The following is a 24,606-nucleotide window of genomic DNA, read 5'->3' as shown; positions in this document are numbered from 1 at the left end:
TCAAATCATGTGTTAACCTCTTTTTTAAAATTTTTTAGCATTAAAGTTATAGATTTGGGTAAACAATTACCAATTGGAAACATATATCACGTTACGATGTGGTAGGTACTTAATCAGCATTTTATAAATAAAGTAACGGAATTCATGATATTAATATCATATTCCTAAAATGAGTGATAACAAAATGCTACATAAAATTAAGTTATATCAAACTAAATATACATACTATAAATAATGAAAATGAGGTGTTATCGCATATGTTGAATTCATTTGATGCAGCATATCACAGTCTTTGTGAAGAAGTTTTAGAAATAGGAAATACACGAAATGATCGCACAAATACAGGTACGATTTCGAAATTTGGTCATCAACTTCGCTTTGACTTATCTAAAGGATTTCCACTATTAACGACAAAGAAAGTTTCTTTTAAATTAGTAGCAACCGAATTATTATGGTTCATTAAAGGAGATACAAACATCCAATACTTATTAAAATATAATAATAATATTTGGAACGAATGGGCTTTTGAAAATTATATAAAATCAGACGAGTATAACGGTCCAGATATGACAGATTTCGGGCATCGTGCATTGAGTGATCCTGAATTTAACGAACAATATAAAGAACAAATGAAACAATTTAAGCAACGTATTCTTGAAGATGATACTTTTGCGAAGCAATTCGGTGATTTAGGAAATGTTTATGGTAAACAATGGCGAGATTGGGTTGATAAAGATGGTAATCATTTTGATCAACTTAAAACAGTAATTGAACAAATTAAGCATAATCCAGATTCAAGACGACACATCGTATCTGCATGGAATCCAACAGAAATTGATACAATGGCACTTCCGCCTTGTCATACCATGTTCCAGTTTTATGTCCAAGATGGTAAGTTAAGTTGCCAGTTATACCAACGTAGCGCAGATATCTTTTTAGGTGTGCCATTTAATATCGCAAGCTACGCTTTATTGACACACCTTATTGCCAAAGAATGTGGACTTGAAGTAGGAGAATTTGTGCATACATTTGGAGATGCACATATTTATTCAAATCATATTGATGCGATTCAAACACAATTAGCACGTGAAAGCTTCAATCCTCCAACATTAAAAATTAACAGTGACAAGTCTATTTTCGACATAAATTATGAAGATTTGGAAATTGTTGACTATGAATCACATCCAGCAATAAAAGCTCCAATAGCAGTGTAGTCATTGCATAGTTAGCTAACCATATAGACATCAAAATGACATCATAGTATTTTCAAGTGCAAAAAAGTACTTTTTTGTGTTAAACGTTTTCATAAATTATGCAAAATCATTATTTCTATCACACTTTATGATAAAAATTGTGTTAAATTAAAGATAACTTAGTAATAAAAAATGAAATGATAGAAGAAGGAGGATAATTATGACTTTATCCATTCTAGTTGCACATGACTTGCAACGAGTAATTGGTTTTGAAAATCAATTACCTTGGCACCTACCAAATGATTTGAAACATGTTAAAAAATTATCAACAGGTCATACTTTAGTAATGGGTCGTAAGACATTTGAATCGATTGGTAAACCACTACCGAATCGTCGAAATGTTGTACTTACTTCAGATACAAGTTTCAACGTAGAGGGCGTTGATGTAATTCACTCTATTGAAGATATTTACCAACTACCGGGCCATGTTTTCATATTTGGAGGGCAAACATTATTTGAAGAAATGATTGATAAAGTGGACGACATGTATATTACTGTTATTGAAGGTAAATTCCGTGGTGATACGTTCTTTCCACCTTATACATTTGAAGACTGGGAAGTTGCCTCTTCAGTTGAAGGTAAACTAGATGAGAAAAATACAATTCCACATACCTTTCTACATTTAATTCGTAAAAAATAAGGGGGAAAACGATCATGACAAAACAGATTATAGTAACAGACTCAACATCCGATTTATCTAAAGAATACTTAGAAGCAAACAACATTCATGTAATTCCTTTAAGTTTAACTATTGAAGGAGCTTCATACGTTGACCAAGTAGATATTACATCAGAAGAATTTATTAATCATATTGAAAATGATGAAGATGTAAAGACAAGTCAGCCAGCCATAGGTGAATTTATATCTGCTTATGAAGAACTAGGAAAAGATGGCTCTGAAATCATAAGTATTCATCTTTCTTCAGGATTAAGTGGTACATATAACACTGCTTACCAAGCAAGTCAAATGGTAGATGCTAATGTAACTGTTATTGATTCAAAATCTATTTCTTTTGGTTTAGGGTATCAAATACAACACCTAGTAGAGCTTGTAAAAGAAGGTGTCTCAACTTCTGAAATAGTTAAAAAGTTAAATCATTTAAGAGAAAACATTAAATTATTTGTAGTTATAGGGCAATTGAATCAATTAATTAAAGGTGGCAGAATTAGTAAAACAAAAGGTTTGATTGGTAATCTTATGAAAATTAAACCAATTGGTACACTAGATGATGGTCGCTTAGAGCTTGTGCACAATGCGAGAACTCAAAATTCTAGTATCCAATACTTGAAAAAGGAAATTGCTGAATTTATAGGAGATCATGAAATCAAATCCATTGGTGTCGCACATGCTAACGTCATTGAATATGTTGATAAATTGAAGAAAGTTTTTAATGAAGCTTTTCATGTGAATAATTACGATATAAATGTAACTACACCAGTTATTTCTGCACATACTGGTCAAGGTGCGATTGGCCTCGTAGTCCTTAAGAAGTAAATTTAATCTTTTCAGTGTTAATTACTTCCATTTCAATCCTTTATAGACTAAATTTATAATTAGATAGATAGAGGAGGTAATTCATATGACAAAAGAATATGCAACATTAGCAGGAGGATGTTTCTGGTGCATGGTTAAACCATTTACATCATATCCAGGCATCAAGTCAGTCGTATCTGGTTATAGTGGCGGTCATGTTGACAACCCAACTTATGAACAGGTATGTACGAATCAAACCGGCCATGTCGAAGCAGTACAAATTACGTTTGATCCAGAGGTTACTTCCTTTGAAAATATATTAGACATATATTTCAAAACATTTGACCCAACTGATGATCAAGGGCAATTTTTCGATAGAGGCGAAAGCTATCAACCAGTCATTTTCTATCATGATGAACATCAGAAAAAGGCTGCTGAGTTTAAAAAGCAACAATTAAATGAACAAGGTATTTTCAAGAAACCAGTGATTACACCTATTAAACCATATAAAAATTTCTATCCAGCTGAAGACTACCATCAAGATTATTACAAAAAGAACCCGGTACATTATTACCAATATCAACGTGGTTCAGGTAGAAAAGCGTTTATAGAATCACATTGGGGGAATCAAAATGCTTAAAAAAGATAAAAGTGAACTAACAGATATAGAATATATTGTTACACAAGAAAACGGCACTGAACCACCATTTATGAATGAATATTGGAATCATTTTGCTAAAGGAATTTATGTAGATAAAATTTCTGGTAAACCTTTATTTACATCTGAAGAAAAGTTTCATTCTGAATGTGGATGGCCTAGCTTTTCCAAAGCGCTTGATGACGATGAAATTATAGAATTAGTCGACAAATCATTTGGTATGTTGAGAACTGAAGTGCGTTCAGAAGAATCAAATAGTCATTTAGGACATGTCTTTAATGATGGACCTAAAGAAAGTGGCGGCTTAAGATACTGTATCAATTCCGCTGCAATTCAATTTATTCCATATGAAAAGTTAGAAGAATTGGGTTATGGCGATTTAATATCACATTTTGATAAGTAGGAGTGGAAAGTATGTTTAAAAAATTATTCGGAAAAGGCAAAGAAGTTCAGAAAGATATCGCAATTTATGCACCATTAACTGGAGAATTCGTGAAAATTGAAGATATTCCAGATCCTGTATTCGCACAAAAAATGATGGGCGAAGGTTTTGGTATTAATCCAACTGAAGGAGAAGTTGTGTCTCCAATTGCAGGACGTGTTGACAATGTCTTTCCAACTAAGCATGCGATTGGGTTAAAAGCAGATAACGGATTAGAATTATTAGTTCATATCGGTTTAGACACAGTTCAATTAGACGGTGAAGGATTTGAAGTGTTAGTGTCTAGTGGTGACGAAGTTAACGTCGGAGATCCATTAGTAAGATTCAACCTTGAATATATTAATAATAACGCTAAATCTGTAATTTCACCAATTATAATTACTAACACTGATCAAGCAGCTTCAATTAATATTTATGATGAAAATGCTGTGATTAAAGGTGAAACAAAAGTGATTGATGTGACAATGAACTAATGAAAAACTATTCGTTTTATCAATTTGTCATGACAGTTCGTGGTCGACACGACGATAAAGGTCGTCTAGCAGAAGAGATATTTGACGATCTTGCTTTCCCAAAACACGATGATGATTTTAACATACTGTCTGATTATATTGAGACACATGGTGATTTCACATTGCCAATGTCTGTATTTGATGATTTATATGAAGAATATACGGAATGGCTAAAATTTTAATATAATTTTTAATAATAATAGTTAGAACCAGGGTGATGCAATTCGTTATCCTGGTTTTAATTTAAAATAAACTAAGTTGTGACTAAAAATTAATCAATTATAGTGAAATATGGTGCGCTATCTTGCATAAATTGATATGATTAACTACACAGAATTTAAAAGTACATAATAAGGAAGTGATACAATGGATGATAAGCAACACACATCTTCATCCGATGATGAACGCGCTGGAATTGCAACAAGCAATCAAGACCAAGAAACTAATTCATCGAAACGCGTTCACTTAAAACGTTGGCAATTCATATCAATATTAATTGGTACAATCCTAATAACAGCTGTCATCACAGTTGTTGCATATATTTTTATAAATCAAAAAATAAGTGGTTTAAACAAAACTGATCAAGCAAACTTAAATAAAATTGAAAATGTGTATAAAATCTTAAATAGTGATTATTACAAAAAACAGGACTCTGACAAGTTAAGTAAAGCTGCAATTGATGGCATGGTCAAAGAATTAAAAGATCCTTATTCTGAATATTTAACAAAAGAACAAACGAAATCCTTTAATGAAGGTGTTTCAGGTGATTTTGTAGGTATTGGTACAGAAATGCAAAAGAAAAATGATCAAATTATGGTTACTAGTCCTATGAAGGGATCTCCAGCAGAACGTGCTGGCATTCGTCCTAAAGATGTCATTACTAAAGTAAATGGAAAATCAATTAAAGGTAAAGCATTAGATGAAGTTGTCAAAGATGTTCGTGGTAAAGAAAACACTGAAGTCACTTTAACTGTTCAACGAGGTAGTGAAGAAAAAGACGTTAAGATTAAACGTGAAAAAATTCATGTTAAAAGTGTTGAGTATAAGAAAAAAGGTAAAGTTGGAGTTATTACTATTAATAAATTCCAGAATGATACATCAGGTGAATTGAAAGATGCAGTTCTAAAAGCTCACAAAGATGGTTTGAAAAAGATTGTTTTAGATTTAAGAAATAATCCAGGTGGACTACTAGATGAAGCTGTTAAAATGGCAAATATTTTTATCGATAAAGGAAAAACTGTTGTTAAACTAGAAAAAGGTAAAGATACTGAAGCAATTCAAACTTCTAATGATGCGTTAAAAGAAGCGAAAGACATGGATATATCCATCTTAGTGAATGAAGGTTCAGCTAGCGCTTCTGAAGTGTTTACTGGTGCGCTAAAAGACTATAATAAAGCTAAAGTTTATGGGTCAAAAACATTCGGCAAAGGTGTCGTACAAACTACAAGAGAGTTTAAGGATGGTTCATTGTTAAAATATACTGAAATGAAATGGTTAACGCCAGATGGTCATTATATTCACGGTAAAGGCATTAAACCAGACGTTACTATTGACACACCTAAATATCAATCTTTAAATGTCATTCCTAATACGAAAACATTTAAAGTTGGAGACGATGATAAAAATATTAAAACTATTAAAATTGGTTTATCAGCTTTAGGTTATAAAGTTGATAATGAATCAACGCAATTTGATAAAGCTTTAGAAAATCAAGTTAAAGCTTTCCAACAAGCGAATAAACTTGAGGTAACTGGTGAATTTAATAAAGAAACGAATAATAAATTTACTGAGTTATTAGTTGAAAAAGCTAATAAACATGATGATGTTCTCGATAAATTGATTAATATTTTAAAATAAGAGATACACACTGCTAAAATTGTATTATTATTATGTTAATGACACGCTCAGGCTGGAACATTAAGTTCTTAGGCAATGTAAAAAAGCTGATTTCTATTAATTATTTGATAGAAATCAGCTTTTCTTCAACTAAGTCACGATATAGTGTTTTTGAATTTTCGTTCAATTTCGATTCGTGATTTGGAATACTTTTCTTCCACACAAATGTATACCTATTGGCATTAGCTTCTACTTTTGTACCATCAATAAAAATTGAATTATGATCAATAAGATTTTGCTTTAAACATTGACTATGAAACTGGATAAATAAAGATTCAATTAATGCATCAGTATTAGGATTTACTCTAAAACGATTAATAGTTTTATAAGAAGGTGTTTGATTTTGAGCTAACCACATCATTCGAATACTGTCATGAAGTAATTTCTCTATTCTACGACCAGAAAATACAGATTGAGTGTATGCATATAAGATAATTTTTAACATCATTTTTGGATGATAGGATGTTGCGCCACGATGATGTCTGAATTCATCGAATTCGCTATCAGGTATCGTTTCAACAATTTCATTAACATATCGTGAAATATCATTTTGAGGAATTCTAACAGAAGTTTCTATTGGTAGTGTAAGTTGGGCAAAGTGTCTTATTTTTTTAAAGTATTTAAAAGTAAAATTACATGTTAATACGTAGTATTAATGGCGAGACTCCTGAGGGAGCAGTGCCAGTCGAAGACCGAGGCTGAGACGGCACCCTAGGAAAGCGAAGCCATTCAATACGAAGTATTGTATAAATAGAGAACAGCAGTAAGATATTTTCTAATTGAAAATTATCTTAATGCTTTTTTTAGGGATGTATGTCCCAGCCTCGGCGTGTTTATTTTTATTGACGTCTAACTCTAAAAGATATAAATTAGACATTTATAAATGATGTAAATAACGCAATTTCTATCATTGCTGTTAATAATTCATGCTTTAATATACTATGAGCATATACTTTTTAAATAGTATTATTCACAAGTTTTAACAATCAATTAATTGGTATATGATACTTTTATTGGTTATTTTCATCCCATAGTGTGATAATTACTATTTTTCATTCATAATAAAGGTTTAAAGCATGTTAATAGTGTGTAAGATTAACATGTACTGAAAAACATGTTTAACATAACGATATAAGGAGTGACGTACATGATCCGTCTAGGTAAAATGTCAGATTTAGATCAAATCTTAAATCTAGTAGAAGAAGCAAAAGAATTAATGAAAGAACACGACAACGAGCAATGGGACGATCAGTACCCACTTTTAGAACATTTTGAAGAAGATATTGCTAAAGATTATTTGTACGTATTAGAGGAAAATGACAAAATTTATGGCTTTATTGTTGTCGACCAAGACCAAGCAGAATGGTATGATGACATTGACTGGCCAGTAAATAGAGAAGGCGCCTTTGTTATTCATAGATTAACTGGTTCGAAAGAATATAAAGGAGCTGCTACAGAATTATTCAATTATGTTATTGATGTAGTTAAAGCACGTGGTGCAGAAGTTATTTTAACGGACACCTTTGCGTTAAACAAACCTGCACAAGGTTTATTTGCCAAATTTGGATTTCATAAGGTCGGTGAACAATTAATGGAATATCCGCCATATGATAAAGGTGAACCATTTTATGCATATTATAAAAATTTAAAAGAATAGAGGTAATATTAATGACGAAAATCGCATTTACCGGAGGGGGAACAGTTGGACACGTATCAGTAAATTTAAGTTTAATTCCAACTGCATTATCACAAGGTTATGAAGCGCTTTATATTGGTTCTAAAAATGGTATTGAAAGAGAAATGATTGAATCACAACTACCAGAAATTAAGTATTATCCTATTTCGAGTGGTAAATTAAGAAGATATATTTCTTTAGAAAATGCCAAAGACGTATTTAAAGTATTGAAAGGTATTCTTGATGCTCGTAAAGTTTTGAAAAAAGAAAAACCTGATCTATTATTTTCAAAAGGTGGATTTGTATCTGTGCCTGTTGTTATTGCAGCCAAATCATTAAATATACCAACTATTATTCATGAATCTGACTTAACACCAGGATTAGCGAATAAGATAGCACTTAAATTTGCCAAGAAAATATATACAACATTTGAAGAAACGCTAAACTACCTACCTAAAGAGAAAGCTGATTTTATTGGAGCAACAATTCGAGAAGATTTAAAAAATGGTAATGCACATAATGGTTATCAATTAACAGGCTTTAATGAAAATAAAAAAGTTTTACTCGTTATGGGTGGAAGCTTAGGAAGTAAAAAATTAAATAGCATTATTCGCGAAAACTTAGATGCATTATTACAACAATATCAAGTGATACATTTAACTGGTAAAGGATTAAAAGATGCTCAAGTTAAAAAATCAGGATATATACAATATGAATTTGTTAAAGAGGATTTAACAGATTTATTAGCAATTACGGATACAGTAATAAGTAGAGCTGGATCAAATGCGATTTATGAGTTCTTAACATTACGTATACCAATGTTATTAGTACCATTAGGTTTAGATCAATCCCGAGGCGACCAAATTGACAATGCAAATCATTTTGCTGATAAAGGATATGCTAAAGCGATTGATGAAGAACAATTAACAGCACAAATTTTATTACAAGAACTAAATGAAATGGAACAGGAAAGAACTCGAATTATCAATAATATGAAATCGTATGAACAAAGTTATACGAAAGAAGCTTTATTTGATAAGATGATTAAAGACGCATTGAATTAATGGGGGGTAATGCTTTATGAGTCAATGGAAACGTATCTCTTTGCTCATCGTTTTTACATTGGTTTTTGGAATTATCGCGTTTTTCCACGAATCAAGACTTGGGAAATGGATTGATAATGAAGTTTATGAGTTTGTATATTCATCAGAGAGCTTTATTACGACATCTATCATGCTTGGGGCTACTAAAGTAGGTGAAGTCTGGGCAATGTTATGTATTTCATTACTTCTTGTGGCATATCTCATGTTAAAGCGCCACAAAATTGAAGCATTATTTTTTGCATTAACAATGGCATTATCTGGAATTTTGAATCCAGCATTAAAAAATATATTCGATAGAGAAAGACCTACATTGCTGCGTTTAATTGATATAACAGGATTTAGTTTTCCTAGCGGTCATGCTATGGGATCAACTGCATATTTTGGAAGTGGTATCTATCTATTAAATCGATTAAATCAAGGTAATTCAAAAGGTATTCTTATAGGGTTATGTGCAGCTATGATTTTATTGATTTCCATATCACGTGTATATCTAGGTGTACATTATCCAACAGATATTATTGCCGGCATTATTGGTGGCGTATTTTGCATTATTTTATCAACGTTATTACTTAGAAATAAATTAATAAATTAAATAGTAAAAAAACAAAAGCAGTAAACCTAAAGTGTCGTAAGGGTTTACTGCTTTTATAAAACGTTGTTATAACGTATATTGTCTTTTACGGGCATATAAAAGGGGAATATTTGAAAATGACCAATCCAACAAGAACGAAACGTTGTGGGGGGGATGTTCTATGTGGTATTGATAATCATTTTCAACTACTATTATACATTAGTGAGAATCATTGTCAATTAGAAACTAAAACTTTTTTTGAATATTTTTTAAGAATAGTAAATAAAACGCATGATTACGCTATTTTAGAAAATAAAAAAATTTGTATTTCTCATTAGAATTAGAATATTTAAAAGTGATGAGGTTTAAACATTATATTGTTTACATACTCCTTTTGAATTCATACATTATGAAATGTTACTTCCAAGTTCAAAATCGCACATTGAAATGATGTGTGAAATGTTTAAACTACGGTCATTTTGTGAAAATAAAGATAATAACTATTCATTTTACAATAGTGAAAAGTCAGTATATGACAACAATTAATATTGCGGTAAGGCCTTGTGTTACAGTATTCTATATTTAAGTACTGCAATCAGAATTAACAGAATGCCATTAACTGATTATTAAATATTTGAGTTAATAAATAATTAATGATTGTAGCTTGAAAAATTTAAAACATGGTTATTGATTTGTGATAAAATTTAAACGTAAACAAACTAATTTAAAAAGCAACTATTGTATAGAAAAATACAAAATTTAAAATATATTACCTTATTAGAAAAAGTCGTAATATGAGGTGTACAAATGACGCAAATTTTAATAGTAGAAGATGAACAAAACTTAGCAAGATTTCTTGAATTGGAACTCACACATGAAAATTACAATGTGGACACAGAGTATGATGGACAAGACGGTTTAGATAAAGCGCTTAGCCATTACTATGATTTAATCATATTAGATTTAATGTTGCCGTCAATTAATGGCTTAGAAATTTGTCGCAAAATTAGACAACAACAATCTACACCTATCATTATAATTACAGCGAAAAGTGATACGTATGACAAAGTTGCTGGGCTTGATTACGGTGCAGACGATTATATAGTTAAGCCGTTTGATATTGAAGAACTTTTAGCAAGAATTCGTGCAATTTTACGTCGTCAGCCACAAAAGGATATTATCGATGTCAACGGTATTACAATTGATAAGAATGCTTTTAAAGTGACGGTAAATGGCGCAGAAATTGAATTAACAAAAACAGAGTATGATTTACTATATCTTCTAGCTGAAAATAAAAACCATGTTATGCAACGGGAACAAATTTTAAATCATGTATGGGGTTATAATAGTGAAGTAGAAACAAATGTCGTAGATGTTTATATAAGATATTTACGAAACAAGTTAAAACCATACGATCGTGACAAAATGATTGAAACAGTTCGTGGCGTTGGGTATGTGATACGATGACAAAACGTAAATTGCGCAATAACTGGATTATTGTTACCACGATGATTACGTTTGTCACGATATTTTTGTTTTGTTTAATTATTATTTTTTTCTTGAAAGATACACTGCATAATAGTGAGCTTGATGATGCAGAACGAAGCTCAAGCGATATTAATAATTTATTTCATTCTAAGCCTGTTAAAGATATATCTGCATTAGACTTGAATGCATCTTTAGGTAATTTTCAAGAGATAATTATTTATGATGAGCATAATAATAAATTATTTGAGACATCGAATGATAACACAGTGAGAGTTGAACCAGGTTATGAACACCGTTATTTTGACCGCGTAATAAAAAAACGCTATAAAGGCATTGAATATTTAATTATTAAAGAACCAATTACAACGCAAGATTTCAAAGGGTATAGCTTGTTAATTCATTCACTAGAAAATTATGATAACATCGTAAAATCATTGTATATCATTGCGCTGGCATTTGGAGTGATTGCAACAATTATAACTGCCACAATCAGTTATGTATTTTCAACACAAATTACTAAACCGCTTGTCAGTTTATCAAATAAAATGATTGAGATTCGACGAGATGGTTTTCAAAATAAATTGCAATTAAATACAAATTATGAAGAAATAGATAATTTAGCAAATACGTTTAATGAGATGATGAGCCAAATTGAAGAATCATTTAATCAACAAAGACAATTTGTTGAAGATGCGTCACATGAATTACGAACACCATTACAAATTATTCAAGGTCATTTAAATTTGATTCAGCGATGGGGAAAAAAAGACCCAGCAGTATTAGAAGAATCGTTAAATATTTCTATTGAAGAAATGAATCGTATCATAAAATTAGTCGAAGAATTACTTGAATTGACTAAAGGAGATGTAAATGACATTTCTTCTGAAGCGCAGACCGTGCATATTAATGATGAAATTCGCTCGCGAATACACTCATTAAAACAATTGCATCCTGATTATCAATTTGATACGGATCTGACATCTAAAAATCTAGAAATTAAAATGAAACCTCATCAATTCGAACAATTATTTTTAATCTTTATTGATAATGCAATCAAATATGATGTGAAGAATAAGAAAATTAAAGTTAAGACAAGGTTAAAAAATAAGCAAAAAATAATTGAAATTACAGATCATGGAATTGGTATTCCAGAGGAAGATCAAGATTTCATTTTTGATCGCTTTTATCGAGTGGATAAATCTCGTTCAAGAAGTCAAGGCGGTAATGGACTCGGATTATCTATTGCTCAAAAAATCATTCAATTAAACGGAGGATCGATTAAAATTAAAAGTGAAATTAACAAAGGAACAACGTTTAAAATCATATTTTAATCATGACTGAGACGTCAATCAAAGTCATAGGATCAATTTTTTAAGTACACACTAGCTGTGACTAATGTATAAGAACAACTATAAAACAAATAAACAGTGGTTCTTTATCAATTCTGTTGTACTCCCAAAATTTACAATAAAATACATCTATAAACCTAGAAGAATCAACGCTTTTGTTGATTCTTCTTTTTAGCAGATAAATAGGTAAATCTACTTTAACAAATAACTAAATAGTGATATTATTACATTGTAAGCGTTTCAACATTTTTGTGGAGGGTGTAAAATGACTAACGAAAGAAAAGAAGTTTCAGAGGCTCCTGTAAACTTCGGTGCGAATTTAGGTCTAATGTTAGATCTATATGATGACTTTTTACAAGATCCATCATCTGTACCAGAAGATTTACAAGTCTTATTCAGCACAATTAAGAATGATGACTCAATTGTACCAGCTTTAAAAAGTAAAAGTAGTCAAAATAGCGACGGCACAATTAAGCGTGTCATGCGTTTAATTGATAATATTCGCCAATACGGGCATCTTAAAGCCGATATTTATCCTGTAAATCCTCCAAAAAGGAAACATGTACCTAAATTAGAGATTGAAGACTTTGATTTAGATCAACAGACTTTGGAAGGTATATCAGCAGGAATTGTTTCAGATCACTTTGCCGACATTTATGATAATGCTTATGAAGCAATTTTAAGAATGGAAAAACGTTACAAAGGACCAATTGCATTTGAGTATACACATATTAATAACAATACCGAACGTGGTTGGTTAAAAAGAAGAATTGAAACGCCATATAAAGTAACGTTAAATAATAACGAAAAAAGGGCACTATTCAAACAATTAGCGTATGTTGAAGGGTTTGAAAAATATCTTCATAAAAACTTCGTTGGTGCAAAGCGTTTTTCAATTGAAGGGGTAGACGCACTTGTACCGATGTTACAACGTACTATTACGATTGCTGCGAAAGAAGGTATTAAAAATATACAAATAGGCATGGCTCACCGTGGACGTTTAAACGTTTTAACGCATGTCTTAGAAAAACCGTACGAAATGATGATTTCAGAATTTATGCATACAGATCCAATGAAATTCTTACCTGAAGATGGTAGCTTGCAGTTAACTGCTGGATGGACTGGTGATGTGAAATATCACCTTGGTGGCATTAAAACTACTGATTCATACGGTACAATGCAGCGTATTGCACTGGCTAACAATCCAAGTCACTTGGAAATTGTTGCACCTGTTGTTGAGGGGCGTACGAGAGCAGCACAAGATGATACACAACGTGCTGGGGCTCCGACGACTGATCATCATAAAGCAATGCCAATTATTATACATGGCGATGCTGCTTATCCTGGTCAAGGAATTAACTTCGAAACAATGAACTTAGGAAACTTGAAAGGCTATTCTACGGGTGGTTCATTGCATATTATTACTAACAATAGAATTGGATTTACTACAGAACCAATTGATGCACGTTCAACAACTTATTCTACAGATGTGGCCAAAGGTTATGATGTGCCAATATTCCATGTCAATGCTGATGACGTTGAAGCTACTATTGAAGCAATTGATATTGCAATGGAATTTAGAAAAGAGTTTCATAAAGACGTCGTTATTGATTTAGTAGGTTATCGTCGTTTCGGTCATAACGAAATGGATGAACCATCAATTACTAATCCAGTTCCTTATCAGAATATTCGCAAACATGACTCTGTTGAATATGTGTTTGGTAAAAAGCTTGTTAATGAAGGTGTCATTTCAGAAGATGAAATGCATTCATTTATAGAACAAGTCCAAAAGGAACTAAGACAAGCACATGATAAAATTAATAAAGCTGATAAAATGGATAATCCAGATATGGAAAAACCTGCAGAACTTGCATTACCGTTACAAGCAGACGAACAATCATTTACGTTTGATCATTTGAAAGAAATAAATGATGCATTGTTAACATATCCGGATGGCTTTAACATTTTGAAAAAGTTAAACAAAGTTCTTGAGAAGCGTCATGAGCCGTTTAATAAAGAAGATGGTTTAGTTGATTGGGCACAAGCAGAACAACTTGCATTTGCGACAATTTTACAAGATGGTACACCGATTCGCTTAACTGGTCAAGATAGTGAACGTGGTACATTCAGTCATAGGCATGCCGTGTTACATGATGAGCAAACAGGTGAAACATATACACCTTTACATCATGTTCCTGATCAAAAAGCGACATTTGATATACACAATTCTCCGCTTTCAGAAGCAGCAGTAGTTGGTTTTGAATACGGCTATAATGTGGAAAACAAAAAAAGCTTCAATATTTGGGAAGCGCAATATGGTGATTTTGCAAATATGTCACAAATGATTTTTGACAACTTCTTATTCAGTTCTCGCTCAAAATGGGGAGAACGTTCAGGATTAACATTATTCTTACCTCATGCATATGAGGGTCAAGGACCTGAACATTCATCAGCAAGATTAGAGCGATTTTTACAATTAGCTGCTGAAAATAATTGCACAGTTGTCAACTTATCTAGTTCAAGTAATTATTTCCACTTATTGCGTGCACAAGCAGCTAGTTTAGATTCTGAACAAATGCGACCATTGGTTGTTATGTCACCAAAAAGCTTATTGAGAAATAAAACAGTTGCCAAACCAATTGATGAGTTTACTTCTGGTGGATTTGAGCCAATTTTGACAGAATCATATCAAGCGGATAAGGTTACAAAAGTTATTTTAGCAACTGGTAAAATGTTCATTGATTTAAAAGAAGCATTAGCTAAAAATCCAGACGAATCAGTGTTACTCGTTGCGATTGAAAGATTGTATCCATTCCCAGAGGAAGAGATTGAAGCATTACTAGCACAATTGCCAAACCTTGAAGAAGTGTCATGGGTACAAGAAGAACCTAAAAATCAAGGTGCATGGTTATATGTCTATCCATATGTTAAAGTGCTAGTTGCAGATAAATATGATTTAAGTTATCATGGCAGAATTCAAAGGGCTGCTCCAGCTGAAGGCGATGGAGAAATTCATAAACTTGTTCAAAATAAAATTATAGAAAATGCATTAAAAAATAACTAGGGGGAAATAAGTCATGCCAGAGGTTAAAGTTCCAGAATTAGCAGAATCTATTACAGAAGGTACCATTGCAGAATGGTTGAAAAACGTAGGGGATAGCGTAGAAAAAGGTGAAGCTATTCTTGAATTAGAAACTGATAAAGTTAATGTCGAAGTTGTATCTGAAGAAGCAGGTGTATTATCTGAACAACTTGCAAGTGAAGGCGACACTGTAGAAGTTGGACAAGCAATTGCTATCATCGGCGAAGGTAGTGGCAATGCTTCTAAAGAAAATAGTAACGACAATACTCCACAACAAAATGAAGAAACAAATAATAAAAAAGAAGAAACAACAAATAATTCGGTAGATAAAGCTGAAGTCAATCAAGCAAATGATGACAATCAGCAACGTATTAATGCTACGCCTTCTGCGCGTCGATATGCTCGTGAAAATGGTGTGAATCTTGCTGAAGTAAGTCCGAAAACAAATGATGTGGTTCGTAAAGAAGATATTGATAAGAAACAACAGGCACCGGCATCAACACAAACAACACAACAAGCACCTGCAAAAGAAGAGAAAAAATACAATCAATATCCTACAAAACCAGTGATTCGTGAAAAAATGTCACGCAGAAAGAAAACAGCTGCCAAAAAATTATTAGAGGTATCTAATAATACAGCTATGTTAACAACATTTAACGAAGTTGACATGACAAATGTTATGGAATTGCGTAAACGTAAGAAAGAACAATTTATGAAAGATCATGATGGTACTAAATTAGGATTTATGTCATTCTTTACTAAAGCTTCTGTAGCAGCTTTGAAAAAGTATCCAGAAGTTAATGCAGAAATCGATGGCGACGACATGATTACGAAACAATATTATGATATTGGTGTAGCTGTTTCTACAGATGATGGATTATTAGTACCATTTGTAAGAGATTGTGATAAAAAGAATTTTGCAGAAATCGAAGCAGAAATTGCTAATTTAGCAGTTAAAGCACGAGAGAAAAAACTTGGCTTAGATGATATGGTTAATGGTTCATTTACGATTACAAATGGCGGTATTTTTGGATCAATGATGAGTACGCCAATTATCAATGGTAATCAAGCTGCAATCTTAGGCATGCATTCAATTATTACAAGACCAATTGCGATTGATCAAGATACAATCGAAAATCGTCCAATGATGTATATTGCATTAAGCTATGATCATAGAATTATTGACGGTAAAGAAGCAGTTGGATTCTTAAAAACAATTAAAGAATTAATTGAAAACCCAGAAGACTTATTATTAGAATCTTAATCCACAACACAAAATAGTTTACTATTCCTAAAAACGTAATCAAATCAATAACAAACAGCAGTAAGATTATTTTCTAGTCGAAATATCTTACTGCTGTACTTTATTTTTATAATGCTTCGTATTAAAATGTGAGTTTAATTTTGACAACTTAAAAAATATATCATTTTTATTGAAATAGACTCACAATAGAAATATAGGTGGAATGGCGTGTTTCAATATGCTAATGAAATCATTTTAGATAATAACAAGCGATGAAATTTATGAATTCTATAAGCGCCTTTAGTTAATTTAAAATCATCTGAACAAGATGTAAATTCACTTTATGGATACGACATGTATATGTTTTTTATGTACTACATAAAACGAAATATTCAATTGCTATATACAGATACTCATTAATGACATACTCAATAGCAACCATAACAATATTATGTTACCTATTTAAATGAAATAGTTCTTTTAAAGAAATACATTTTTCACATATTAATCTATAATCAAAATCAACTGACCGATATTCTATAATTTATGATTAAAATAAGTTATAATATAATAGTAAAGATAAAGATAGAGGTGGCTATAATGTGTGGACTTAGAAGTATAACATTAGGTACAACAAATATAGAACAGACAAAACATTTCATGGTTGACATATTAGGATTAAATTATGAAGAACTTCTTGAAAACTCAATTCGTTTCGGCGATGCAGATATAAGCCCAGGAACAAGACTTCAATTTATACAAGTTCCAAGTGAGCAATTAGAAGAATCTCACTTTGTGGGTATTGGATTACGTACACCAACTGACTCAGGTTTAGAGGAGTATGCGGAAATATTATCGAATAAGGATATTCCATTTACAACAGTTAAAGAATTAAATGGCAATAAATATTTCAGTCTCGAAGATAACAATGGTCATATTTTCTCAATATATTCAAACGAGAATAATTATGGCGTTGGTTTAGGTATGCCTTCTTTTGAGAGTGCGGTCAATCCGTTACATCAAGTGCAAGGTTTAGGACCAGTGATTCTTAAAGTGAATCATGTAGATATTACAGGTCAAATTTTAACAAATATATTCGGACTTGAAGTATTTGCAGAATACCAACCCTTCGACAATGCTGACTATCATGTCCAAGTATTCAAAGTTGGAACGGGTGGTCTAGGTGGCGAAATACATTTAATGCCTGTAGAAACAGAAATGACAATGCCGGAATATGGCGCAGTCGATCAAGTTGAGTTTGAAACGAAAGATGCAGATTTCTTTAATCAAGCGAAATCGCGCTTAGATGAAGTGGAAATACCATATCAAACGCTTGAGCAAGATGATATTGAATCAATTAGAATTACTGAAAACAGTGGATTATCGTTTATATTCACTTTACAAAAATAATTTTTTTACGATAGTGAGGACAAAATTTATGTTACATGAAACTTGGAAAGAACGTACACCAATCAAGAAAGTAGAAGTCATTAATACAGATGCAAAGAAATTTACAGTTTCTGACATGTTAACGGTTGGCAAACAATATGATGTTATCAACGAAACTGAAGAATATTATCAAATAATAGATAATTCTGGATTAGTTGGCGGTTACTATAAAACATATTTCAAAGAAGTTTAAACGCATAATTATTGAAATGAAGCCTAATATGAGATTTTCAATTAGTAAATTTGGTAAAATATAAACAATTCGCATACTAAGTATTGCGTTTTATATCAGAATAGAATAGTAAACTAAGGCATTTGAAGAACTTATTCCATGTCTTAGTTTTTTAATTTATTTAAAGGAGAACGTTTTAAAATGGCACTAAAACATTATAAGAATTCAGATTCAACAGTTTTCAATGATGCGAAGGCATTATTTGATTTAAATAAAAATATTTTACTTAAAGGTCCAACAGGTTCAGGGAAAACAAAGTTGGCAGAAACATTAAGTGAAGTTGTTGATACACCCATGCATCAAGTCAATTGTTCTGTTGATTTAGATACAGAAAGCTTATTAGGCTTTAAAACAATTAAAACAAATGCGGAAGGTCAACAAGAAATTGTCTTTGTAGATGGTCCAGTTATTAAAGCTATGAAAGAGGGGCATATTTTATATATTGATGAAATAAATATGGCTAAACCTGAAACATTGCCTGTATTAAATGGTGTATTAGATTATCGTCGTCAAATTACGAATCCATACACTGGTGAAGTAATCAAAGCTGTACCAGGATTTAACGTTATAGCAGCGATAAATGAAGGTTATGTTGGTACTTTGCCAATGAATGAAGCACTAAAAAATCGCTTTGTTGTTATTCACGTTGATTATATTGACGGGGACATTTTAAAAAATGTGATTAAAGAGCAAAGTTTATTACAAGATGATAAACAAATTAAACAAATTATTAAGTTTAACGAAGATTTACGTACTATGTCTAAGCAGGGACAAATTTCTGAAGAAGCCGCTAGTATCCGTGCATTATTAGACTTGTGTGATTTAATCACTGTAATGCCAGTTGAACGTGCAATTAAACGTACAATTATTGATAAATTGGAAGATGAACGTGAACAACAAGCAATATATAATGCTGTAGAACTAAACTTTTAAAGAGGGATAAAACATGAGTGATCGTTTCATAAAATTTAACGACGAACAGTTAGATGCCAAGCAAGTAATGATGTTGCAAGACTTAGCTCGACTCTTATTAAAAAATGAACAAACACAAGTTAAAATCCAAAAATTCCCTTACTATAATCCTGTTCAAAATGTTTTGATTACGAGTTGGTTTTGGTCACATCGACCAAGCCATATCGAAATGGCTGGTTTAAAAACAGATGTTATGTTAGCTGCTTACGGTTATCATATGATGGATGTACAAATTGTAAATGAAGTAGTACAAGATAAAACTTTTAAACACCCTAAATTTTATCAACAACTTTTTAAATTATTAGAAGATATGCGCGTATTAAATTCTATTAAAGTTGAGCGCCCAAGTACTGCTAAATTAATTGATCTTCGCTTAGATACACGGGTATCATATACGGAATCTCAAATTAAAGTGTATCGTACTAAAACACAATATACAGATTTATTATTTTTGTATTTAGAACATGCATTTTTAAGTCAAGATTTCTTTGATATACCATCTATACATTCAGATTTAGATGATATTTTAGTAAATATGTTCTTATATTTACCTAATTTTTTCCAAAATCAAAATTCTGAAGATAATATGTATCTGGCTCAAAGAATTATGTATCAAGTAGATGATATTTTAAAAGAAGATATGCTAAACGAATATTATTACTTACCTAAAACACTATATAATACATTAGCTAGTCCAGAGTTTGATGATTTAAAGAGAACTGATGCAAGTCAAGTCGATGGGCAAGATGATACTTCAGAAGATGATGATAACGAAAGTGAAAAAGCTGACTCTAAATCTGCAGATAGTGAGTCAAAAGGTGGCGCCTATTTAGAAATGGAGCTTCACGAAGGACAAAATAGTGAAACATTAGGTAATGATGAAGCACGTGAAGGCGATGCTACAGATGATATGACTGATATGATGACCAAAAAGGGCAAAGGATCAAACGATACGCTAAATCGTGAAGAAGGCGATGCTGTTGGTCAAAGCCAAGCATTTCAACTTGATGGTGTGAACAAAAATGTAGAAATAAAATGGCAAATTCCTGAAATTGAGCCACAATATGTTTTAGAATATCAAGAATCGAAACAAGACGTACAATATGAAATCAAAGACTTAATTCAAATTATAAAGAAAACGATTGAACGAGAACAACGAGATGCACGTTTTAATTTAACAAAAGGGCGATTACAAAAGGATTTAATTAATTGGTTTATCGACGATCAATATAAATTGTTTTACAAAAAACAAGATTTAAGTAAATCATTTGATGCGACATTTACATTGTTAATTGATGCGTCAGCAAGTATGCATGATAAAATGGCTGAAACGAAGAAAGGTGTAGTGTTATTCCACGAGACGTTAAAAGCATTGAACATTAAACATGAAATTTTATCATTCAGTGAGGATGCCTTTGATTCAGACGAGCATGCACAACCAAATATCATTAATGAAATTATTAACTATGATTACTCAACCTTTGAAAAAGATGGCCCACGTATTATGGCACTTGAACCTCAAGATGATAATCGTGATGGTGTTGCTATTAGAGTTGCAAGTGAACGATTAATGCGTCGAAATCAACATCAACGATTTTTAATCGTATTTTCAGACGGCGAACCGTCTGCATTTAATTATAGTCAAGATGGTATTATTGATACGTATGAAGCTGTAGAAATGTCACGTAAATTTGGTATTGAAGTATTTAATGTATTTTTGAGTCAAGATCCAATAACTGAAGATGTTGAACAAACAATTCATAATATTTATGGTCAATATGCTATTTTCGTTGAAGGTGTTGCGCATTTACCTGGACATCTCTCTCCATTATTAAAAAAATTACTACTTAAATCTTTATAAATAAATTTAAAATATGAGTTTATATGAAATTGTGAATAAAAGTCATCAGTTACTATTTAAAAAGTGGATTTGAAGAATTTTATTTTCTGACATAATTTGATTTAAACAACACATGTGTTTTGTTTCTGCTATGTACAACATATTTCATATAGACTCTTTATTATTTTTTGTGCTAAAATATTTACTTGTAAATTATTTCGTGTTTTAAAAAAGGAGTAACTCTATGAATAAAAATACATGGGTCATTGGGTTTACGCTCTTCGCTATGTTTTTTGGCGCAGGCAATCTAATTTTTCCTCCTAATCTCGGATTGGATAGTGGTCAATTTTTCTGGCCCGCCATTTTAGCGTTTGTTCTAACTGGGATTGGTTTACCATTATTAGGTGTGATTGTAGGTGCACTTGATAAAGAAGGATATATTGGCGCATTAAATAAAATTTCACCTAAATTTTCAATATTGTTCTTAATCATCATTTATTTGACTATAGGACCACTTTTTGCAATACCTAGAACTGCATCTACATCTTTTGAAATGACAATTACACCAATTATACATAGCAATAGTAGTATCGCTTTATTTATATTTACGATTATCTACTTCATAGTCGTTTTGTATATTTGTTTAAATCCATCTAAGTTAATCGATCGTATTGGTTCATTATTAACACCATTATTATTGATTACTATTTTAGCGATGATTATTAAAGGATACTTAGACTTTAGCGGTAATAGTGCTGGAAAGGGCAATGAAGCACTATATCATTCTAATTTTTCAAGTTTTGCTGAAGGCTTTACACAAGGCTATTTAACAATGGATGCCATTGCAGCAATTGCTTTTTCAATGATTGTTGTTAATGCAGTAAAACTAACAGGCATTACTAAAACAAATCAAATATTCAAACAAACTTTGACTGCTGGTTTAATTGCAGCCGTAGCTTTAATTTTCATATATATTTCATTAGGTTATATTGGTAATCATATGCCAGTAAGTGACATGGCGTTAGATCAATTGAAATCCAAAGATCGAAACATTGGGACATATTTATTAACGACAATGGCTTCAACAGGATTTGGTTCATTCGGAAAATATTTATTGGGCATCATTGTGGCGCTGGCATGTCTAACTACAGCATGCGGGCTTATTGTTGCAGTTTCTGAATATTTCCATAGAATCGTACCTAAAGTATCATACAAAGCATTTGTATTAGTTTTCATTTTAATGAGTTTTATTATTGCTAACCAAGGTTTAAATGCTGTTATCTCAATGTCAATTCCGGTATTAAGCATTGTATACCCAGTAGCAATAACTGTTGTATTATTAATTTTAATTGCCAAATTCATACCGACAAAACGCATTTCACAACAAATTCCAGTTATTATCGTATTTATATTGTCGATTTTCAGTGTTATTAGTAAGTTAGGTTGGCTGAAAATTAACTTTATAGAATCATTGCCTCTAAGAGCGTATTCTTTAGAGTGGTTCCCAGTAGCAATTATTGCAACGATATTAGGCTATCTAGTCGGCATATTTGTAAAACAAGATCCAATTAAATATCAACAGGAATAACGAATAATATAAAACATACTAAGATTAGCTATGAAGAAATCTATGACGATAGATTTTTTCATAGCTATTTTTTATAGTTATAGAGAGGAGTAGACTGTGCGTTCTCTTGGGTCTTAAACCCGTATAAAAAACAAGTCAGCTTTACTCTCGCCTTTTGAAATTCGTTTGAAGTATGTTGGGTTCTTGAAACCGTGTAGAGGAAAATGAAATGAGAAAGGTTAAGTAAAGTTCTCACTTCTCAATTTTTTAAAGGAGGCTATATTTATCAATTACTTAGGTGTTGATATTAGTAAAAGAAGTAGTGTCGTAGCTCATTATCATAACGATCAATTTCAAAGAGAATTTACCATTCAAAATAATAAAAATGGTTATAATTATTTATTAAAGTATTTGAATGATTTAGACCACCTACAAATCATTTTTGAATCTACTGGTATTTATTCAAGAGGTATGACTCGATTTTGTCGCATAAATCAAATTAATTATATTGAGATGAACCCGTTAGAAGCTAAATTCAGAACAAGTTCTTTAAGATCATGGAAAACCGATCAAGCTGATGCACATAAACTTGCGCAATTAGCACCTACTTTAAAAGCAATGGAAACCTTACCTATGTATGAATCTATCTTCTTTGAGTTGCGAGAGCGTGCACGTTTTCATCTAGAAATTGAAAATGAACAAAATCGGCTTAAATTTGAAATTGTTGAACAGCTTCATCAAACTTTTCCTGGTTTAGAAAAATTATTTAGTAGTCGATATTCTATCATTGCACTTAACATCGCAGAACGATTTACTCATCCAGATATGGTGAGAAATATGGATATTGATACTCTTATTTCTTATATATTCAATTCGACTGATAAAGGTCTATCTATGAATAAAGCTGAAAATCACGCACACCAATTGGTTAACATTGCTCGGGAAAGCTATCCGAATGTCGATAGACATTCATTTCTTGTAGAAAAAGCACGGTTGTTAATTAGACATTTAAAACAATCTATACAACATCTTAAACAATTAGATGAAGACATGATTCAATTGGCGCAACAACTTGATTGTTTTGAACATATTCATTCAATACCAGGCATTGGAAAACTATCTGCAGCTATGATTATTGGGGAACTTGGAAATATTACGCGATTTAAATCTAATAAACAATTAAATGCATTTGTAGGCATCGATATCAAACGATATCAATCAGGTAGTACGCAAAGTAGAGACACAATTAATAAGCGTGGCAATAAAAAAGCAAGAAGATTACTGTTTTGGGTGGTTATGAATATAATAAGAGGGCAGCATCATTATGACAATCATGTAGTCGATTATTACTATAAGCTAAGAAAACAGCCTCATGAGAAAGCTCACAAGACTGCCGTCATCGCTTGTATTAATCGTCTCTTAAAAACGATTCATTATTTAGTAATGAATCAAAAATTGTACGATTATCAAATGTCCCCACATTAGCCAACCGTACAATCAAATACAGTGTAACACCTTATTCAAAAAAATTAAATTGAACGGGCTAATTTAGTAATGCTTATTTTAAACATTAAGACTTGACTAATCGTAGGAAAGAGGTTGGGACATAAATCCCTAAAAAAACAGCAGTAAGATAATTTTCAATTAGAAAATATCTTACTGCTGTTCTCTATTTATACAATACTTCGTATTGAATGGCTTCGCTTTCCTAGGGTGCCGTCTCAGCCTCGGTCTTCGACTGGCACTGCTCCCTCAGGAGTCTCGCCATTAATACTACGTATTAACGTGTAATTTTACTTTG

General features: G+C 31.7%; 23 protein-coding genes and 1 pseudogene. 23 read left to right on the top strand and 1 reads right to left on the bottom strand.

The features are described 5' to 3' along the window. Nucleotides 1–257 precede the first annotated feature (257 nt). The 8 genes from KI230_RS07120 (at nucleotide 258) to KI230_RS07085 (ending at nucleotide 6,195) form a co-directional block, all read left to right on the top strand. Nucleotides 258–1,214, top strand: a complete 957-nt coding sequence (locus tag KI230_RS07120; RefSeq protein ID WP_000934894.1) for a thymidylate synthase — start codon at nucleotides 258–260, stop codon at nucleotides 1,212–1,214. A 199-nt stretch (nucleotides 1,215–1,413) separates the two neighbouring features. Beyond that, entirely contained in the window at nucleotides 1,414–1,893 is a 480-nt protein-coding gene (locus KI230_RS07115) for a dihydrofolate reductase (protein ID WP_000175746.1), read from the top strand. 14 nt (nucleotides 1,894–1,907) lie between these two features. Then, nucleotides 1,908–2,747, top strand: a complete 840-nt coding sequence (gene fakB2 / locus KI230_RS07110) for a fatty acid kinase binding subunit FakB2 (protein ID WP_000166059.1) — start codon at nucleotides 1,908–1,910, stop codon at nucleotides 2,745–2,747. Nucleotides 2,748–2,832: 85 nt separating this feature from the next. Further along, nucleotides 2,833–3,366: a peptide-methionine (S)-S-oxide reductase MsrA gene (gene msrA / locus KI230_RS07105; protein WP_000159902.1), complete on the top strand. Its 534-nt coding sequence runs from the start codon at nucleotides 2,833–2,835 to the stop codon at nucleotides 3,364–3,366. Beyond that, entirely contained in the window at nucleotides 3,359–3,787 is a 429-nt protein-coding gene (gene msrB / locus KI230_RS07100) for a peptide-methionine (R)-S-oxide reductase MsrB (RefSeq protein WP_000913315.1), read from the top strand. Before msrA ends, msrB begins: the two co-directional genes overlap by 8 nt. Before the next feature lie 11 nt (nucleotides 3,788–3,798). After that, the gene (locus KI230_RS07095) at nucleotides 3,799–4,299 is read left to right on the top strand and encodes a PTS sugar transporter subunit IIA (protein WP_000473652.1); all 501 of its coding nucleotides are present in this window, start codon (nucleotides 3,799–3,801) and stop codon (nucleotides 4,297–4,299) included. Continuing rightward, nucleotides 4,299–4,520, top strand: a complete 222-nt coding sequence (locus KI230_RS07090; RefSeq protein WP_000801007.1) for a YozE family protein — start codon at nucleotides 4,299–4,301, stop codon at nucleotides 4,518–4,520. Before KI230_RS07095 ends, KI230_RS07090 begins: the two co-directional genes overlap by 1 nt. 184 nt (nucleotides 4,521–4,704) lie before the next feature. Beyond that, on the top strand, nucleotides 4,705–6,195 hold the full coding sequence (locus KI230_RS07085) for a S41 family peptidase (RefSeq protein ID WP_214958242.1): 1,491 nt from the start codon (nucleotides 4,705–4,707) through the stop codon (nucleotides 6,193–6,195). Nucleotides 6,196–6,307: 112 nt separating this feature from the next. Here KI230_RS07085 and KI230_RS07080 read toward each other — a convergent pair. Then, nucleotides 6,308–6,841, bottom strand: a pseudogene (locus KI230_RS07080) (transposase); the annotation flags it as partial. Between the two features lie 540 nt (nucleotides 6,842–7,381). Here KI230_RS07080 and KI230_RS07075 point away from each other — a divergent pair. The 15 genes from KI230_RS07075 to KI230_RS07005 all read left to right on the top strand — a co-directional run bounded on the left by KI230_RS07075 (nucleotide 7,382) and on the right by KI230_RS07005 (nucleotide 24,290). Continuing rightward, complete coding sequence (locus KI230_RS07075) at nucleotides 7,382–7,891, top strand: GNAT family N-acetyltransferase (protein ID WP_000620194.1); 510 nt, start codon at nucleotides 7,382–7,384, stop codon at nucleotides 7,889–7,891. Nucleotides 7,892–7,902: 11 nt separating this feature from the next. Then, nucleotides 7,903–8,973 carry an undecaprenyldiphospho-muramoylpentapeptide beta-N-acetylglucosaminyltransferase gene (gene murG / locus KI230_RS07070; RefSeq protein ID WP_000160904.1) on the top strand — a complete coding sequence of 357 codons (1,071 nt, stop codon included), beginning with the start codon at nucleotides 7,903–7,905 and terminating at the stop codon, nucleotides 8,971–8,973. A gap of 16 nt (nucleotides 8,974–8,989) precedes the next feature. Then, a complete protein-coding gene (locus KI230_RS07065; RefSeq protein ID WP_000084781.1) occupies nucleotides 8,990–9,604 on the top strand; it encodes a phosphatase PAP2 family protein in 615 nt (204 codons plus the stop codon). A 116-nt stretch (nucleotides 9,605–9,720) separates the two neighbouring features. After that, complete coding sequence (locus tag KI230_RS07060; RefSeq protein WP_000184336.1) at nucleotides 9,721–9,921, top strand: hypothetical protein; 201 nt, start codon at nucleotides 9,721–9,723, stop codon at nucleotides 9,919–9,921. Nucleotides 9,922–9,997: 76 nt separating this feature from the next. Further along, a complete protein-coding gene (locus KI230_RS07055) occupies nucleotides 9,998–10,129 on the top strand; it encodes a hypothetical protein (protein WP_001788795.1) in 132 nt (43 codons plus the stop codon). Nucleotides 10,130–10,390: 261 nt separating this feature from the next. After that, nucleotides 10,391–11,050, top strand: a complete 660-nt coding sequence (gene arlR / locus KI230_RS07050; protein ID WP_000192137.1) for a response regulator transcription factor ArlR — start codon at nucleotides 10,391–10,393, stop codon at nucleotides 11,048–11,050. After that, nucleotides 11,047–12,402, top strand: coding sequence for a sensor histidine kinase ArlS (gene arlS, locus KI230_RS07045; protein WP_000166801.1), 1,356 nt, complete (start codon nucleotides 11,047–11,049; stop codon nucleotides 12,400–12,402). Before arlR ends, arlS begins: the two co-directional genes overlap by 4 nt. A gap of 283 nt (nucleotides 12,403–12,685) precedes the next feature. Beyond that, nucleotides 12,686–15,484 carry a 2-oxoglutarate dehydrogenase E1 component gene (locus tag KI230_RS07040; RefSeq protein WP_214958241.1) on the top strand — a complete coding sequence of 933 codons (2,799 nt, stop codon included), beginning with the start codon at nucleotides 12,686–12,688 and terminating at the stop codon, nucleotides 15,482–15,484. Nucleotides 15,485–15,497: 13 nt separating this feature from the next. After that, nucleotides 15,498–16,766 carry a dihydrolipoyllysine-residue succinyltransferase gene (gene sucB / locus KI230_RS07035; protein ID WP_001115439.1) on the top strand — a complete coding sequence of 423 codons (1,269 nt, stop codon included), beginning with the start codon at nucleotides 15,498–15,500 and terminating at the stop codon, nucleotides 16,764–16,766. A gap of 579 nt (nucleotides 16,767–17,345) precedes the next feature. Then, complete coding sequence (locus tag KI230_RS07030) at nucleotides 17,346–18,155, top strand: VOC family protein (RefSeq protein ID WP_000334518.1); 810 nt, start codon at nucleotides 17,346–17,348, stop codon at nucleotides 18,153–18,155. Nucleotides 18,156–18,183: 28 nt separating this feature from the next. Then, entirely contained in the window at nucleotides 18,184–18,387 is a 204-nt protein-coding gene (locus KI230_RS07025) for a DUF6501 family protein (RefSeq protein ID WP_000902175.1), read from the top strand. Between the two features lie 180 nt (nucleotides 18,388–18,567). Then, nucleotides 18,568–19,359, top strand: a complete 792-nt coding sequence (locus KI230_RS07020; RefSeq protein ID WP_053520973.1) for an ATP-binding protein — start codon at nucleotides 18,568–18,570, stop codon at nucleotides 19,357–19,359. Between the two features lie 13 nt (nucleotides 19,360–19,372). Next, nucleotides 19,373–21,259, top strand: coding sequence for a nitric oxide reductase activation protein NorD (locus KI230_RS07015; RefSeq protein ID WP_001283679.1), 1,887 nt, complete (start codon nucleotides 19,373–19,375; stop codon nucleotides 21,257–21,259). A 223-nt stretch (nucleotides 21,260–21,482) separates the two neighbouring features. Next, a complete protein-coding gene (brnQ3, locus tag KI230_RS07010) occupies nucleotides 21,483–22,826 on the top strand; it encodes a branched-chain amino acid-like transporter carrier protein BrnQ3 (RefSeq protein ID WP_001039271.1) in 1,344 nt (447 codons plus the stop codon). Between the two features lie 264 nt (nucleotides 22,827–23,090). Further along, entirely contained in the window at nucleotides 23,091–24,290 is a 1,200-nt protein-coding gene (locus KI230_RS07005; protein WP_276392259.1) for an IS110 family RNA-guided transposase, read from the top strand. The last annotated feature ends 316 nt before the right edge of the window (nucleotides 24,291–24,606 follow it).

This window comes from Staphylococcus sp. MZ3 (assembly GCF_018622755.1).
Taxonomy (GTDB): domain Bacteria; phylum Bacillota; class Bacilli; order Staphylococcales; family Staphylococcaceae; genus Staphylococcus; species Staphylococcus aureus.
Note: the sequence above shows the minus strand (reverse complement) of the source record. Positions and strands in the feature narration are given on the sequence as shown.